The sequence below is a fragment of the Microbulbifer hydrolyticus genome (assembly GCF_009931115.1).
In the GTDB taxonomy this organism is placed as follows: domain Bacteria; phylum Pseudomonadota; class Gammaproteobacteria; order Pseudomonadales; family Cellvibrionaceae; genus Microbulbifer; species Microbulbifer hydrolyticus.
In genome coordinates this window covers 1,671,501-1,687,362 of sequence record NZ_CP047491.1, presented here as the reverse complement: position 1 = coordinate 1,687,362, position 15,862 = coordinate 1,671,501, and the positions used below count along the sequence as shown (strand labels likewise).

General features: G+C 55.8%; 13 protein-coding genes. 7 read left to right on the top strand and 6 right to left on the bottom strand.

Annotated features, from left to right (window positions below; translation table 11 throughout):
* Positions 1–153 precede the first annotated feature (153 nt).
* Positions 154–2,574: a TonB-dependent receptor gene (locus GTQ55_RS07125; RefSeq protein WP_161858110.1), complete on the bottom strand. Its 2,421-nt coding sequence runs from the start codon at positions 2,572–2,574 to the stop codon at positions 154–156.
* Between the two features lie 587 nt (positions 2,575–3,161).
* Between GTQ55_RS07125 and GTQ55_RS07120 the strand changes: the two genes are divergently transcribed.
* A complete protein-coding gene (locus GTQ55_RS07120) occupies positions 3,162–4,079 on the top strand; it encodes a LysR family transcriptional regulator (protein ID WP_161858109.1) in 918 nt (305 codons plus the stop codon).
* 17 nt (positions 4,080–4,096) lie between these two features.
* Here the strand turns inward: GTQ55_RS07120 and GTQ55_RS07115 are convergent, their stop codons facing one another.
* A complete protein-coding gene (locus GTQ55_RS07115; protein WP_161858108.1) occupies positions 4,097–5,497 on the bottom strand; it encodes an aminotransferase in 1,401 nt (466 codons plus the stop codon).
* Positions 5,498–5,626: 129 nt separating this feature from the next.
* Positions 5,627–6,355, bottom strand: a complete 729-nt coding sequence (locus tag GTQ55_RS07110; protein ID WP_237567868.1) for a L,D-transpeptidase family protein — start codon at positions 6,353–6,355, stop codon at positions 5,627–5,629.
* Between the two features lie 375 nt (positions 6,356–6,730).
* Here GTQ55_RS07110 and mutS point away from each other — a divergent pair, with 375 nt between their 5' ends.
* Both mutS and fdxA read left to right on the top strand, forming a co-directional pair.
* The gene (mutS, locus tag GTQ55_RS07105) at positions 6,731–9,376 is read left to right on the top strand and encodes a DNA mismatch repair protein MutS (RefSeq protein ID WP_161858106.1); all 2,646 of its coding nucleotides are present in this window, start codon (positions 6,731–6,733) and stop codon (positions 9,374–9,376) included.
* A gap of 142 nt (positions 9,377–9,518) precedes the next feature.
* Positions 9,519–9,842: a ferredoxin FdxA gene (fdxA, locus tag GTQ55_RS07100; RefSeq protein ID WP_161858105.1), complete on the top strand. Its 324-nt coding sequence runs from the start codon at positions 9,519–9,521 to the stop codon at positions 9,840–9,842.
* A 158-nt stretch (positions 9,843–10,000) separates the two neighbouring features.
* Here fdxA and GTQ55_RS07095 read toward each other — a convergent pair whose 3' ends face one another.
* Positions 10,001–10,525 (bottom strand): carboxymuconolactone decarboxylase family protein, encoded by a 525-nt coding sequence (locus tag GTQ55_RS07095; RefSeq protein WP_161858104.1) that lies wholly within the window; start codon positions 10,523–10,525, stop codon positions 10,001–10,003.
* Positions 10,526–10,608: 83 nt separating this feature from the next.
* Here GTQ55_RS07095 and dinB point away from each other — a divergent pair, with 83 nt between their 5' ends.
* The 4 genes from dinB (at position 10,609) to GTQ55_RS07075 (ending at position 13,524) form a co-directional block, all read left to right on the top strand.
* Positions 10,609–11,691, top strand: a complete 1,083-nt coding sequence (dinB, locus tag GTQ55_RS07090; protein WP_161858103.1) for a DNA polymerase IV — start codon at positions 10,609–10,611, stop codon at positions 11,689–11,691.
* Positions 11,692–11,868: 177 nt separating this feature from the next.
* Entirely contained in the window at positions 11,869–12,171 is a 303-nt protein-coding gene (locus GTQ55_RS17765; RefSeq protein WP_202620671.1) for a DUF6116 family protein, read from the top strand.
* 181 nt (positions 12,172–12,352) lie between these two features.
* Positions 12,353–13,060: an RNA polymerase sigma factor gene (locus GTQ55_RS07080; RefSeq protein WP_161858102.1), complete on the top strand. Its 708-nt coding sequence runs from the start codon at positions 12,353–12,355 to the stop codon at positions 13,058–13,060.
* 2 nt (positions 13,061–13,062) lie between these two features.
* Positions 13,063–13,524, top strand: coding sequence for a hypothetical protein (locus GTQ55_RS07075; protein ID WP_161858101.1), 462 nt, complete (start codon positions 13,063–13,065; stop codon positions 13,522–13,524).
* Positions 13,525–13,633: 109 nt separating this feature from the next.
* On the opposite strand, the gene GTQ55_RS07070 is transcribed toward GTQ55_RS07075, so the two are convergent.
* Together GTQ55_RS07070 and GTQ55_RS07065 are read right to left on the bottom strand one after the other, a co-directional pair.
* Positions 13,634–14,620, bottom strand: a complete 987-nt coding sequence (locus tag GTQ55_RS07070; RefSeq protein WP_161858100.1) for an NADPH:quinone oxidoreductase family protein — start codon at positions 14,618–14,620, stop codon at positions 13,634–13,636.
* A 40-nt stretch (positions 14,621–14,660) separates the two neighbouring features.
* Positions 14,661–15,842, bottom strand: a complete 1,182-nt coding sequence (locus tag GTQ55_RS07065; protein ID WP_161858099.1) for an acetyl-CoA C-acyltransferase — start codon at positions 15,840–15,842, stop codon at positions 14,661–14,663.
* Between the last annotated feature and the right edge of the window lie 20 nt (positions 15,843–15,862).

Here is a 15,862-nt window from a genome sequence, read left to right as displayed (position 1 = left end):
GTCAGCATAAAAAATAACCAATTTCTTGGGTCGGCAAACTTTAGAATAATTTATTCTTCACAATTACTGCCGTAGTGCAATAGATAGCTGCGCAAAAGGAAAAAAAAGGGGGCATTAATGCCCCCGATAATCCACAAGATAACGACTTTATCGTTAGAAATCGTAAGAGAGGTTGAGGCCGATGGTACGGGGACGCAGGTTAATTGCGCGGTACCCCATGCTGCCACCACGCTGCCCGGACACTTCGGCGTCATTGTTGGCCAGGTTATTGACCCACAGTGCAGCAGCGTAATTTTGGTAATCCAGCCCAACATATGCGTCGAATACAGAGTAGGAGTCGCGCACATAGACACCCTGACCGTCCTTATCAACTCGATCCGACGGAGTTGCGCCAAAATAGCGACCATTCAGGCTCGCATAAATTCCAACACCATTACCCAATACCGTGTCATACGTGGCTCCGAAATTGTGTCTCCAGTCAGCAGAGCCGCCAAGCTCACCACCTTTTTCGTAGGTATAGCAATCGTTGTCTTCGGCCCCTGAGTAGGTACAAACTTCTTTAGTTTCGGCCCACTCAGCATCCGTCGTCATAGTCTCGTATGTAAGAGACACGCTGTCAGTCAGACGCAGCTTGGTCATGATCTCCACACCCTGGGTACGGGAATCAGGACCATTGGTTGTGCCATTGATCGGCAGGTAACCACCCACGGTTTGATCCCAGTATGTTTGCGCATTCTTCCAGTCCATCTGATAAATATCAGCATGCACGAAGAGACGACCGTCAAACAGATTACCTTTCACACCAACTTCGTAATTGTCTACGGTATCAGGCTTGTAGTACTGAATTTGGTCAGTGGGGATATTACCCCCTTCCTCTTTGAACGCATTTGCCCCGCCACGTCTGAAACCTTGAGACAGGGTCGCGTATGCCATCACATTCTCGTTTATATCGTAAGAGGTGTTGACCTTGTAAATGGATTCGCCAGTACCTTTGATATTCGAGAGACGCTCACCGCTGGTAAAGCCCAGGTAATCCGTCACCTCTCCATCTACGTCGTCCTCATAATTGAAGACACGAGCGCCCAGAGTTACATCCCATCGATCCGAAAGTGCATAAGTAACCTCACCAAAAGCGGCTACCTCGCTGTATACGCTGCCAAGATCTTCGGCATACCCTTCATTTACCCGACCACCGGCCTCTTCGCGATTGAGCCAGGACACATTCCCGTCCAGTTCAGGCATCCATTCTGAAAACCTCAGACGCTTTTCCTGCTCCCCGTAATAGAGGCCGACAATCCAACTCAGCGAACCATCCCCATTTGAAACAAGGCGCGTCTCGTGGACCAGCCCCTTATAAAGGTTATCGAAGGTGATATATGCACTATTGTTGCTACCTTCCAGCGAAATTTCCGGAGAAATCCATCCATAGTAAATATTCCCGTAATCGGCGTAGTCTCCCTGCCCCTTGGCCTGATCCTTATACACAGACGTTGAGCTTGCGATATCAAATACGTCCAAAGCTAGCTCGAAATTCAGGGAGTCAAGGACAAAATCACGATCGGAGAACTCTTCATAGCGGGATACGACGGTAAATGCATCGTACTGGTAAGGGGTATCCTCACGGAAAGTGGTATCCAGACACGCGTTGTCGCCATCACAGAAGCGGCTGACCGGCATTCTGCTCGCGCCATTGATACCGTGCGCCAGTTCAGACTGCTGGATATGTGTCAGTGTTAATGCCAGGTCTTCATTCGGTTTCCACAGCATCGCTACTTTGGCGCTAGTGGCCTCATGCGAGTCATCATCCTTATAAAGTAACTGTTCAGGATTTGGATCACCTTCCCATGCAGCCTCACCGGTCCGCCAAATTGGGTTGACCGCACGATCGATATAACCCTTTTCATCCAGATGCGCCATCGACGCGCGCAGCGCAACGGTTTCTGAAAGCGGCAGGTTAACAACAAAATCGGTATCAGAACTCAACCCACTGCTTTCTGCAGTTTGCGAAACACTCGTGTTAGCTGCGAACTCAAATTCATCAAGATTGGGCTGATTGGTAATGTAGCGAACGGTACCACCGAGTGAGCCCGCACCATATAGCGTACCTTGAGGACCCAACAATGTTTCTACGCGTGCGATATCCTTAATTCGATATCTCAGGTGTGGCAATGGAGTTTCATCAAGATAGTACGACAGCGTAGACCGAATGAATTGATCCAGGTTATTGGCGTCAACACGAGATACGTTTAGCCCGCGCACCGTCACTGAGTCATTGAATCGGGCGCTGTTTTGTGGCGCACTAATGGCGACGCTCTGTTCAATGAATTTTTTCGCATCGGTAATATTCTTGCGACGCAACGTTTTCTCATCAATCACAGAGATATTGATTGGAATATCTTCCACGGAAGCTTCCCGGCGCGTAGCGGTAACGACCACATTTTCCACTAGCTGACTTTCGTATTTTGCCTTCTCGTTCAGTTCCTCGGTAGCTTCTTGGGCAAAAACCCCTGGAGCCCCACTGAGCGCAAATGTTGAAACGAGACAGGCGAGCGGTTTCTTATTGAATGGCAACATACCCTGGATCCTTTTTATTGAGATGAATTTTTTGGGCGCACGAACTCATCTACCCTGAACTCAGGATGGCTCCGATCAATAGAATTTGAAAAATATAAACCATCGGCGACAACGATAGTTGGCTGACCAATAAATATACAGAAAGGAAATAACCACCTGAAGGTTTGCCGAGCGCACCAACACCGCCCAGCCGTATATCGCAGCCTGGAACTCACGCACTAAAGAAGTGCGGCGGAACCGTCCAATCCCGCGAGAACCTACCCGGCTTGTATTGAAAACATCCGGAAAAATGTATCAAATCGTATCAATACCAGGCGTTCAGCGCTGGCTGGAAAATACGTTTTAGGGGCCCCTTCGATATCAAATTCGGTTAAATTGGGACTCCGCAGTGGTTAATTCAAGTCACTCAGGGGCATCACATATTTGAAGCCGTGTGGCGGATGGCAATTTCCAGATTGCGCCTATTTATCGGCCTTGCCGATACGAGGTATAGTCGAGTTCGTGATCCACTGGCAATGCATTGACTCGTTTTTCACGGTCAGGAAAGGCACTGCTTGCACCAGCAAGAAACAATAATCAGGTGAACTATGGAATCCCGTTTTTTTATTGCTCCAGAGCAACTGGAGGCCTTCGAAGCGGCCGCCCGCAGCGGGTCATTCTCTGCCGCTGCCCGCAGCCTGGGTAAAGCACAATCGACGGTTTCAGGGTTGATCAGCAATCTAGAAATCGATACCGGACTAACCCTGTTCGATCGCTCTGGCCGCGAGCCGAAGTTGACTGCGCAGGGGCGCTCCCTGCTCCACGATGTACGCTCACTTCTCAATTCCTACTCCCGCTTTGAAGCCAAGAGTCGCAGCCTCAACGCCGGCCTGGAAGAATCCCTTACGATTGCGGTTGACGAATCCGCAATCGACCTGGGCCAGTTAGTACAGAGCCTGGATAGGTTTTACACAGAATTTGGCACGGTAAGCGTGTCACTTCTACATGCTTCCGGAGAAAGTGCCGCTGCACTGGTGCGCGAAGGAAAAGCGGACGTCGGTATTGTCTTGAGCCAGAGTGATTACCCGGAGGACTTTGATTTTCGCGGGGTCGGCAGCTGCTCGTTTGTCCTGGTATCCGGTAAGTCGCACTCACTTGCCGCGCTGGAAAAAGTGAGCATCCAGGATCTACACAACCATCTTCACCTGCGCATAAGTGCGAATAGTGACCCAGCCTCCCTCCCGGAAAACGATCTCAGCGACCGGATCTGGTACCTGGAGAGCTATTCGCTGTGTATGGCCATGCTCACCGCGGGGCTGGGCTGGGCGTTTGCGCCGCTACATATCGCGCGGCCATACATTGAGTCTGGAGCCATTACGGTACTGAACACCGACTTTCAGCTAACCCCATACCCCTACTGTACGGACCTGATCTGGTCTCGTCGCAAAACATTGGGTCCGGCAGGAAGGCGGCTCATCGATGAGATATCCCATAGCCTCTCGACGGAGGGAACTGAGGCCGCTTGAGCGGTCTCATCGCAGCCTCAAGCGATCATGGGTTGCGGAGTTGGCGTATAAAGGCCGGCCTTCCTCAGATCGTGCTGTGTTTGTTCGATCGCCGCACCCAGCCTCTCCACCACGAGATCAACCTCGTCACGACTCATAGTCAGAGGCGGCGACATCACGTTCAGGTGGACAATTGGCCGCACAATCAAGCCATTTTGCTCCGCCCGGTCTGAAATCCACTTACCGATGTTTGTGCTTTCCGGAAACAGTCTTTTGCTCGACTTTTCCATCACATTTTCCACGCACATCATAAACCGCTTGCCCCGCACGTCGCCCACCAGCGGCAGGTCTCGCAGGGTCTGCAGTCGCTGCTCGAAGTAAGCCCCGACTTCCACCACTCTTTGCAGCAGGTTTTCGCGCTCGATGATTTCGATATTTTTCAGCGCCGCAGCGCAGGCCACAGGGTGGCCGGAATAGGTATAGCCACTGGCAAAATAGCGGTCGGCATCGCCGGTCGAAATAACTTCGTAGATACGATCGGTAAACAGCGTCGCACCGAGGGGCTGGTAACCTGAGGTCAGACCCTTGGCACAGGTGATGATGTCTGGCTGGATGCCGAACAGGTCTTTGGATGCAAACCAGTGGCCTACGCGACCGAAGGCAGTAACCACTTCGTCCGCGACAAACAGAATGTCATTTTCCTGACACAGCTCCCAGATCCGGCGGTTGTAGCCCTCCGGTGGAACAATCACACCACCGGAGCCGAGAATGGGCTCGGCGAAAAATGCGGCAATATTGTCGGCGCCCAGCTCACGAATTTTCTGCTTGCACTCCTCCACCAGATAGTCACAGAACTGCTGTTCATCCATACCATTGGGGGCACGATAAGGGTTGGGACAACTCAGGTGGTGAATGGAATCCTGGATATAATCGAACTCCGGAATTTTGTCGCCAGACTTTCCGGTAATGGACATGGCCGCATAGGTACTGCCGTGATAGCCGCCCTTGCGCGCCAGAATATGCTTCTTTTGTGGTCTGCCACGGCAGTTCTGGTAGAAATGCACCAGCCGGAATGCGGTGTCAACGGCGGTGGACCCGCCGCAGCTGTAAAACACGCGATTGATGTCGCCCGGTGCCAGCTCCGAAAGTTTCCTGGCAAGCTGCGCCGCGGGCACATTGGAAATATCCACGAATGGATTGGCGTAGGCCATTTCCCGTACCTGCTCCGCAATGGTCTCCGCCATTTCCTCACGTCCCATGCCGATGTTGGTGCACCAGAGACCACCCACGGCATCGAAATAGGTCTTTCCCTGCTCATCCCATACCCGCGCGCCTTTGGCACGGGTCATCATTAGCGAGCCTTCCTCGCGGAATGAGTCAAAGTGCGTCCAGGGATGCATCCAGTGGCGCTTGTCCGCCTGCCAGTTTTTACTGCTCATGGTTCTGCTCTCTGCCGAAATGGTAATCCGCCAGCCGTTTCAGGCGGAAGTTGCGCTCAGTGTAAGCGCCCCCCGGCAGAGGGACAGTTTGCAACTATCGACGGCGCCGATAGTTGCGAGATGGGTATCCTATAGCGGTGGTAACCCCCACAATGCGCGCAGACTGCGATACTGTGCCGCAGGCAATGCGACATATACGGGATTCTTATCTTCATGTAACCAGGCGAGCACCCGGTCCATCTGAGTCTCGTCCATCGCGGTACAACCTGCGGTAGGGCTGCCCGGGGCTTTCCACAAGTGCATAAAAATACAACTGCCTGCGCCCGACAGGTTGGCCGGGTTGTGCGCGACGAATATGCCTTTCTTGTACTGTTGATCCCCGTAGTGAATGTCCCGTCGCATGCCTTCGGAGGAGCCTTCCACCGCAGCATCACCGACACGTTCCGCGTCGACGGTCTGGTTGTAAAGCGGTGACCCCGGCACATCCATACAGTAGTGGGATTCACGCATGGGCTGATATCCAAGTCCTGTCGTCAGCTCAGGGGGATAACCGAAGGCATCCCCCAGCCTGAAAATTCCAGCCGGCGCCTTGCCATCCCCCTCCCGTTTACGAGGGTCACCTTCGCTACCGGTATTGTCGGGGTGCAGGCCAATGCCCCAGGCGAGACCAGTGCGGCCCAGATTGACCGGGATTGGCGTCAGTGTTTGCTGCCACTGCCCGTCAACACGCTCATAAACGTACAGCTTGCCGACGGTCGCGTTCCAGTCGTCACTCACGGTCAACAACAGCTGCCCACTTTTCTCCGGGATCTGCGCTACCCCGTTAACACTCCATACGATCGCAACACTAGCAATCATCAACCACAGGGCCGACCTTGCAGATCGGGAACTTGCTTTCGGGCTATTCAACATAGCGCATCTCCTTGGGACACAGGCTCGAGGTTCCGCCAGATTAAAAGGTCGCGACTGGAGAAGCCAGCCTCAAGCCCTCAGCCTGGACAGGCGAAAGCTAAGACACCGCAGAACCTCTGTCATCACGGTTGCTCTCTGCCGACTTCCCCCCAAAACGGAAACTCACCGTCCGCCGATCTCTCCACCGCTTCCCGATAGTCTGATCGGTGGCGCTTTGGTATCCTTGCGCCCCTGTTTCCACCGTCCTGCAACGGGACTCGCGGAGCCCAGCCCGCCCACAGGCCACACATAACCCACTGATTTAAAAAGAATTTCTTACAAATGCCCGCAACAGCTGCCAATTCCACCAAGCCCGAACACACGCCGATGATGGTGCAATACCTGAAGATCAAGGCCGAGCACCCACAGGAGCTGGTGTTCTACCGTATGGGCGACTTTTATGAGCTGTTCTATGACGACGCAAAACGGGCGTCGGAACTGCTGGATGTGACCCTGACCGCCCGCGGCAAGTCGGGGGGGCAACCGATCCCAATGGCGGGAATCCCGTACCACGCCGCGGAAGGCTACCTGGCGCGGTTGATCAAGGCCGGGGTATCGGTTGCCATTGCCGAGCAGATCGGTGATCCCGCCACGTCCAAGGGCCCGGTAGAGCGCAAGGTAGTGCGCATCGTCACCCCGGGCACCGTCACCGATGAGGCCCTGCTGAACGAGCGCCGGGACAACCTGCTGGCGGCAACGGTGCTGGTGGGCGACAAATTCGGCCTGGCCCTGATGGATGTGGGCACCGGGCATTTCGCGGTGCAGGAAGTAGAGTCCTTGGAAGCGCTGGCAGAACAGGTACAGCGCTACAGCCCTACCGAGCTGCTGGTGTCCGAAGACCTGTCGTTGCCCGCAGAGATAGAACGCCGTCCGGGCATGCGCCGCCGCGCGCCCTGGGAATTCGACCTGGAAAGCGCCCTGCGCCTGCTGAACCGCCAGTTCGGCACCATGGACCTGGAGGCTTTCGGCTGCAGCCACATGCACGCGGCGCTGTGCGCGGCAGGCTGCCTGCTGCAGTATGCCCGCGACACCCAGCGCACGGAGCTGCCCCATATCCGTACCCTGCGCACCGAGCGCAGCGAAGACACCGTGGCCCTGGACCCGGCCAGCCGCCGCAACCTGGAGATCGATACCAACCTGAACGGTGGCGACGACAACACACTGCTGTCCGTGTTCGATGCCTGTAAAACGGCCATGGGCAGCCGCCTGCTGCGCCGCTGGCTGAACAACCCGCTGCGCAACCTGCACACCCTGCAACAGCGCCAGCAGGCAATCAGCGCGCTGATCGCGGACTACCGCTTTGAACCGCTGCGGGAAGCGCTGAAACCCATCGGCGATATGGAGCGCATTCTCGGTCGCCTTGCCCTGCGTTCCGCACGACCGCGGGACCTGTCCCGCCTCGGCATGTCCCTGTCCCAGTTCCCCGAGTTACAGGGGCAACTCGCTGACGCGAACGCGGGCCTGCTGGCACAGCTCAGCCAGGAAATGGGCGAGTGGCCGGAGACGGTCGAATTGCTGCAACGGGCCGTGGTCGAAAACCCACCGGTAGTACTGCGTGATGGTGGAGTGATAGCGGACGGCTTTGACGAAGAGCTGGACGAGCTGCGTGGCATCAGTGAAAACGCCGGCGACTATCTGGTGCAACTGGAAGTGCGCGAAAAGGAGCGCACCGGCATCCCCACCCTCAAGGTGGGCTACAACCGGGTACACGGCTACTTTATCGAGATCAGCCGCGGCCAGAGCGACAAGGCACCGGCAGACTATATCCGCCGCCAGACCCTCAAGAATGCCGAGCGCTTTATCACCCCGGAGCTGAAAGAGTTCGAAGACAAGGCGCTATCGGCCAAGAGTCGCGCCCTCGCGCGGGAGAAGTTCCTGTATGAAGAACTGCTCACCACCCTGAACGAATCCCTCGCGGAACTGCAGACCGCTGCCGCCGCCGTCTCGCAACTGGACGTTCTGGCGAATATGGCAGAGCGCGCCGACCAGCTGCGCCTGACGCAACCCGAGCTATCCGAGCAACCCGGCATCCATGTGGAAGGCGGCCGCCACCCGGTGGTGGAGCAGGTACTGGACGACCCATTTGTGGCCAACGATATCGAGCTGCACGACAGCCGCCGCATGCTGGTGATTACCGGCCCGAACATGGGCGGTAAATCGACCTATATGCGTCAGACGGCCCTAATCGCCCTACTCGCCCACTGCGGCAGCTTCGTGCCCGCCGACAGCGCCCACATCGGTCTGCTGGACCGTATCTTTACCCGTATTGGTAGCGCCGACGACCTGGCCGGTGGCCGTTCCACCTTTATGGTGGAAATGACCGAGACCGCCAACATTCTGCGGAACGCCAGCGAGCACAGTCTGATCCTGATGGACGAGATTGGCCGTGGTACCAGCACCTACGACGGCCTTTCGCTTGCCTGGGCCTGCGCGCATTTTCTGGCTGAAAAGGTGCGCGCCTTCACCCTGTTCGCCACTCACTATTTCGAACTCACCGAGCTTCCCCAACAGTGCCTGGAGGCGGCCAACATCCACCTGAATGCCACCGAGCACGGGGACTCCATCGTGTTCCTGCACCGCATCCAGGAAGGACCCGCTTCCAAGAGTTATGGCCTGCAGGTAGCCAAGCTTGCGGGTATTCCCCAGGAGGTTCTCGAAGAAGCCAAGGCGCGGCTTGCCGCCCTGGAAGCCGGGCATACCACCCGCGACTCGGGACCCGGCGTAAAGGCCGCAGCAACGCCGCAGCCCGAACCGGCTCCAGCTCCAGTACCGTCTGCAGCAAAGACCAAATCCGCAGCGCCGGCCCAGGTGGACTTGTTCGGCAGCGCGCCGCACCCCGCAGTAGAGGCCCTGGAAACACTGGACCCGGACGATATGACCCCGCGGCAGGCGCTGGAGCAGCTCTACGCCCTGCGCAAACTGTTATAAGCACCCAACCAATTCGACTCAAAAGCCACTACAATTCGCGCCAGTTATTGCTAAAATCCGCAGCTTTCAAGAATAAGGTCCGGTTCCGGCGTACGGGGCCGACCGTGCAGCGGCATCGCATCAGCATTATCGAGGGACAAGCATGACATTCGTAATTGGGGAAAACTGCATCAAGTGCAAATACACGGACTGTGTGGAAGTCTGCCCGGTAGACTGCTTCTACGAAGGTCCCAACTTCCTGGTGATCCACCCGGACGAGTGCATCGACTGCGCCCTGTGCGAGCCGGAGTGCCCCGCCAATGCCATTTTCTCTGAAGACGAAGTGCCGGACGACCAGCAGGAATACATCGAGCTGAACGCGGAGCTGTCCGAAGTGTGGCCAAATATCACTGAGAAGAAAGACCCGCTGCCGGATGCTGAGGAGTGGGATGGCAAGACCGGCAAGCTGGAGTTGCTTGAGCGCTAAAAGCCCGTCGCCACTTCGAATACAAAAAAGCCGTCGCAAAGACGGCTTTTTTGTATTCGTATTAAAGAGCATTATTCCTTGCGCTTGCTCGTCGTACTCATTCGAGTTTGCGGCGCATATCAATCAATAATGAAAAAACCATTTTGCGGCAACAAGATTCAGTCGGACGGGACGGAAAGAAAAGCCGCGGTTTTGCTTACTTCGGAAGCCAGTCCGGCAGCGGCGATTGCTTCAAGAATTTCCGAATCACTCGCACCAGCCGCCCGTGCATCATCTGTAAACTTGCCAGCATGATCGTAAGGGCTACTATTCGCATGTCGTGCCACCTCTAGCAGGGCATGCTCTTTGGGCCGATAATGCGCATGATCCGGATCCGTGCGGATACGCAGTACTTCTTTCGGGTCGACCCCCAGCTTTTGCAACGCCTTACTGTGCAGCGCGATCCCGTAATCGCTGTGCTCATCGGCCGCTACCATCAGGGCGATGCCCTCTTTCAGCTTGGGGGAAAGGCTACCGGTGAGCATCACATACTGGTACCTGTCCCATAGCAGTTTCAGCAGCGTGGGATTATTGGCACATGCGCGAAAGATTGCCGGCACCATACCCAGCTGAATTCGAATATCCTCCAGAACCGTCGATACCCGCTCTTCAGCACAGGTATCCACGAGGGGCATATGGCTCATTCTTCACCTCCAGTGATCAGAGTGACCGAATAGACATGCGGACGGGGAGTGGCCCGCCTCAAAATACTGTATATAATCCCAGCATGCGCAAAATCATCCACTGTGACTGTGACTGTTTCTACGCGTCGGTAGAAATGCGGGACGACCCGAATCTTCGGGGGCGCCCCATCGCCGTGGGCGGTTCCAGCGACCGCAGAGGGGTGATCTCCACCTGCAACTACGAGGCTCGCAGCTTCGGTGTGCGCTCTGCAATGCCGACCTCCCAGGCCAAAAAGCTCTGTCCTGACCTGATTGTAGTGCCGGGTAACATGAAAAAATATCGGGAAGTGAGCGCCCAAATCCGAGAAATATTTCTAACCTTCACCGATATTATAGAGCCATTATCCCTCGATGAAGCCTTCCTGGACGTCAGTGATAGCACGCACTGCAATGGCAGCGCAACTCTGATCGCCCGGGAAATCCGGGCACAGGTACAAAAGGAACTGGGAATTACCATTTCTGCCGGGGTGGCACCCAACAAGTTTCTGGCGAAAATCGCCAGTGACTGGCAAAAGCCGGATGGACTTACCGTCATTCACCCGAATGCGGTGGAGGATTTTGTATTGCGATTACCGGTTAAGAAAATCCACGGTGTTGGCCGGGTCACTGCAGAAAAAATGCATCGCGAGGGAATCCACAGCTGTAGCGACCTGCGGCGTTTTACCCTCGTGGAGCTGGTGCAGAAGTACGGCAAGTTTGGCAACCGCCTCTATTACCTCGCCCGCGGCGAAGACGACAGGCCGGTCAATGGCGATGGGTCGCGCAAAAGCGTGAGTGTGGAGCATACGTTTAGCGAAGACCTGAAAAGCCGGGAAGACTGGCAGGAACAAATGACAAGCCTTTACGGAAGGCTTCAGGAACGGCTTGAGAACCTGGGCGACCGCTATGAGATCAGCTCGGCAATCCTCAAGGTGAAATACGCGGATTTTTCCCAGTCCACCCAGGAGCGTGCCAGCCGCGCCGGCCGTATCAGCGAATTCAAACAGTTGTTACAGCAGTGTTGGGATAAGCGCAGCGACCCCATCCGGTTGCTCGGGGTCGGCGTCAAACTCAAGGATTTACGCGCCGAATTGGGTCCGGAGCAATTGCCCTTGCCATTCCGTGGCGAACGCCCGTCCACAACCTGAAACTGCTCACTTTTCAGACTACTGAAACGCCTGCCCTTCCCTCTGCGGATATACGGTTAGATAAATACTGCGCCATCCATTGCGTATTTTTTCACATGGAACCTTTCCGGTATCCGATGGTCCAGCGGCCGCGGGCTATACTCCCAACACGGTCTCGAAAGCAGTTTCAATCTTTATATGAAGCGTGTACTTCCCAGCGCCCTGGTGGGCTGGTTCCTCAGATATGCCCACGGGCTCAAGCACCCACAGCTATTCAAATGGATCTGTGCATTCTTTCTAATTGACCTGATCATTCCGGACCTGGTCCCGTTTGTGGACGAAATTTTACTCGGACTGGGAACCCTGTTCCTTGCCTCCTGGAAAAAAAGTGGTAGCACCACCGAAAGCAGTGAAGGCAGGCAGGAAAAGGTCGTAACCGGCTCCGCAGAAAAAATGACCGGCGCAGGAGAAACGCCGGAATCCCAGCGAAAACAAGGTTAAACACTGAGTCAAAGTGTGGTATTTGCCCGCGATTGGTAATGGGCAAAATAACGTTAACAGATAATTTACTCGATTTACGAAGTACTCCTGAACTGGCCAGTGACGGCCTGAAACAGAATGTTCCGGGAGATGTGCAGCCGGGTAAGTGACATTGGGAAGTAACGCCAAGGAGGCAAGTCCCATGTTTGCGGTCAAGTTGTGCAGTCTCAGTGATGAAGACCTGGTGACCACCTATTGCGATACACGCAATCACAAGGTATTCCAGGAAATTTATCAACGCTACAAGGATGAACTGTTTCGTTACTGCGCGCAGATGGCGCCTCAACGATGCATTCCCCTGATGGAGTCCTTATGGGGAGCGTTTCTGAAGGCCCCGCCAAAACTGCATCAGCATCAGCTGAAAAACTGGCTGTATATTCAGATCAATAAACGACTGCGTGTACCGGGCTCTGACGAGCAGGTGTCCACCAGTAACGATGCCAGCCTGCGCGAGGTACTGGAGAATTCCCCGGTACTAAAGGCGATTCAGCAACTGCCGCTTCGTCAGCGCAATGTATTTCTTCTGTTCACCGAGTGTGGCCTGTCTCTCGCGACTGCGGCAGACATCGAGCAAATCTCCCTGTCGGCCTGCCGCGATCTCCTGCAAAAAAGCAGGGAGCAGATCGATCATACGGTACACGGCGGCGAGCGCAGGCCCTGGAAGTCTGCCGCAACCCTCGCTAGAGAAGCGGCTGTGAACACCTGCGAAACGGGTACGCCGCAGACTGCGAGCGACAGTAGCCCGCAACCTGCACCGAAAGAGTCCAACCCGGTTTTCCCCTGGGGAAAATCTCCGAATCCCGCGGCGGCCCCCCCCGCTGCTGCCCACCGTTCTGTTGAGGTAGCTTGAACATGAACAGTAACCACTGGGAGTCATCCTATCGGCATGCCACAGCCCAACTTGAGGCCCCGGCATCACTGGATGAAAAAGTACTCTCGAGTGCCCGTGCCATCAAACCACTCCGCCGCGTGAACGATAGCACCGGCCGAATGCTGTCAAAGGTCGCCTCGGGATTCAGCGCCATCGCGATAGCCATCGTGCTCCTGCACCCGGCGCAGTACATCAATGCCACACCGGAACAAGTCAGCCCGCAGAACAACAGCCGCGAACTTGGTCTTGAACGATATCGCTCCAAATTGGGAATGTACCACTCCAAGAGTGACGCCTGGTATGCACTGCGTACAGACGTCAAGGCCGGCAACTACACGGAACTCTGTGCGCAGTGGCGTCGCCAGCAGCGCAATGCCGGCGAAAAAGAGCTGCCTTCTGATCTCGCTGTCAGGGCGCGACAGCACTGCCGTATTCTGCCCTGACCACAACCAATACTTACGTCCAGTCGAACAAAAAAGAGGGAGTGGCGCATACCGCGCCACTCCCTCTTTTTTTGCCTGCCGTTTCGTTACTACGGATTACTGGTCCGCTTTATTGATGCTGCGCCATGGTCAACACGACTTTACCCCGCGCGCGTCGTTCACCAATGGCTGAAAATGCCTGGTTGAAATCATCCAGTGCATAGACTTCGGTCGTCAGAGGCTTAAGTTGACCCTGCTGAACAAATTCCAGCAATTCACTGAAATTCTGCATGTTCCCCTTGGGATCCCGCGCGGCCCAACCACCCCAGTAAATACCGAGAATGTCGCCGGCTTTCAGCAATGGCAGGTTCAGGGGCAGCTTCGGAATATCACCGGCTGCAAAGCCGATGACCAGGTAGCGCCCACCCCAGGCGATAGAGCGGTAAGCCTGTTCGGTAAACTCACCGCCCACAGGATCGTAAATCACATCTGCGCCCTTGCCATCCGTCAACTCCCGGATACGATCCTTCAGGCTTTCCTTGCTGTAGTTGATGGTTTCATCCGCCCCCAGATCCCGACAGAAGGCGAGTTTTTCGTCCGATGATGCACAGGCAATAACCCGCGCTCCCATCAGCTTGCCCAGCTGGATAGCAGTCACACCAACCCCGCCGGCAGCTCCCAGTACCACCAGGGTTTCGCCCTCTTTCAACTGCGCCCGCTGCTTGAACGCGTAATAAGAAGTGGCGTAGGTGATACAGAAACCTGCCGCCTGTGGGAAATCCAGCTCCGCAGGCATTGGCATTAACAGTTTATGGTCCACATTGACGGACTCGGCAAAGGCCGCGAGGCCTGGCATCGCTATAACCCGATCACCGACCTTGAAGCCTTTTACAGCGTCACCGACCTCACGAATGATGCCTGCGCACTCGCCGCCGGCCACAAACGGGAGTTCGGGTTTCACCTGGTACTTGCCCTGTACCATCAGGCCATCGGGAAAGTTGACCCCGGCGGCGTGCACTTCGAGCCGCACTTCGTGAGGTTTCAGGGATGGTAGTGACCAGTCACGGATTTTAAGGTTTTCCACCGGGCCGAAGGCCTCGCATACCAATGCTCGCATGATCGCTCCTGTTCTCTGGTTATTTTTCCAAGCGCCCGTTTTATACGACTTCGAACAAGCCTGCCGCACCCATGCCGCCGCCCACACACATGGTCACCACCACATACTTTACGCCACGGCGTTTCCCCTCCAACAGTGCGTGCCCGACCATGCGTGCACCACTCATCCCGTAGGGGTGACCGATGGAAATCGCTCCGCCGTTCACGTTGAGCTTTTCATTGTCGATGCCCAGTTTGTCGCGGCAGTACAACACCTGCACCGCAAACGCCTCATTCAGCTCCCACAGGCCAATGTCATCCATCGACAAGCCGGTGCGCTTTAGCAGTTTCGGAATGGCGAATACCGGGCCGATACCCATCTCATCCGGCTCGCAACCAGCGACGGCCATTCCGCGATAGATACCCAACGGATTGAGATTGCGCTGCTCTGCGAGTTTGCCGTCCATCAGTACCATGGCTGCGGCGCCGTCTGAGAGCTGGGACGCATTGCCGGCGCTGATCACCCCATTTTCACGCACAGGGTTCAGCCCACGCAGACCATCGATGGTGGTGGAGGGTCGATTGCCTTCATCCATATCCAGGGTCACTTCCTGCTCGGACTGTTCGCCGGTTTCCTTGTTCACCACAATCTTGTTACAGGTTACCGATATAATCTCATCGGCGAACAGGCCCGCCTGCTGTGCCGCAGCGGTACGCATCTGGGATTGCAGCGCGTACTCATCCTGCAGGTCGCGGCTGATCCCGTATCGCTTTGCCACCACTTCCGCCGTATCTATCATCGGCAGGTAGATGTCGGGGTGCATAGCCAGCAGCGCCGGATCCGCAACGCGGAAGCTGTTCATCTGCTGGTTCTGGACAAGTGAAATGGATTCCATTCCGCCGGCAATGGATACCGGCACACCATCCTGGGTGATCTGTTTGGCCGCCGTCGCCACCGCCATCAAGCCGGAAGAGCACTGACGGTCTATGGTCATTCCAGCAACGGTCGCCGGCAGCCCCGCACGCAAGGCGATCTGGCGCGCAACATTGGTACCTGTCGTGCCCTGCTGAAGAGCGACGCCGAACACGCAGTCGTCGATCTCGCTGGGGTCGACGCCAGCGCGGTTGACCGCGGCACTCACCGCATGCGCGGCCAGGCTCGGCCCCTCGATATTATTGAACGCACCGCGGTAAGCTTTACCGATCGGGGTGCGGGCAGTGGAAACAATCACAGCTTCTTTCATTTTAGTTTCTCCCAATATCC

Bases quoted from the DNA above. Each gene is read 5' to 3' on its own strand.
- GTQ55_RS07095 (WP_161858104.1), bottom strand. From the start codon at position 10,525: ATGAGCCATATGCCCCTCGTGGATACCTGTGCTGAAGAGCGGGTATCG.
- GTQ55_RS07080 (WP_161858102.1), top strand. From the start codon at position 12,353: ATGTTTGCGGTCAAGTTGTGCAGTCTCAGTGATGAAGACCTGGTGACC.
- GTQ55_RS07110 (WP_237567868.1), bottom strand. From the start codon at position 6,355: ATGATTGCTAGTGTTGCGATCGTATGGAGTGTTAACGGGGTAGCGCAG.
- GTQ55_RS17765 (WP_202620671.1), top strand. From the start codon at position 11,869: ATGAAGCGTGTACTTCCCAGCGCCCTGGTGGGCTGGTTCCTCAGATAT.
- fdxA (WP_161858105.1), top strand. From the start codon at position 9,519: ATGACATTCGTAATTGGGGAAAACTGCATCAAGTGCAAATACACGGAC.
- dinB (WP_161858103.1), top strand. From the start codon at position 10,609: ATGCGCAAAATCATCCACTGTGACTGTGACTGTTTCTACGCGTCGGTA.
- GTQ55_RS07065 (WP_161858099.1), bottom strand. From the start codon at position 15,842: ATGAAAGAAGCTGTGATTGTTTCCACTGCCCGCACCCCGATCGGTAAA.
- GTQ55_RS07120 (WP_161858109.1), top strand. From the start codon at position 3,162: ATGGAATCCCGTTTTTTTATTGCTCCAGAGCAACTGGAGGCCTTCGAA.
- GTQ55_RS07075 (WP_161858101.1), top strand. From the start codon at position 13,063: ATGAACAGTAACCACTGGGAGTCATCCTATCGGCATGCCACAGCCCAA.
- GTQ55_RS07115 (WP_161858108.1), bottom strand. From the start codon at position 5,497: ATGAGCAGTAAAAACTGGCAGGCGGACAAGCGCCACTGGATGCATCCC.
- GTQ55_RS07125 (WP_161858110.1), bottom strand. From the start codon at position 2,574: ATGTTGCCATTCAATAAGAAACCGCTCGCCTGTCTCGTTTCAACATTT.
- GTQ55_RS07070 (WP_161858100.1), bottom strand. From the start codon at position 14,620: ATGCGAGCATTGGTATGCGAGGCCTTCGGCCCGGTGGAAAACCTTAAA.
- mutS (WP_161858106.1), top strand. From the start codon at position 6,731: ATGCCCGCAACAGCTGCCAATTCCACCAAGCCCGAACACACGCCGATG.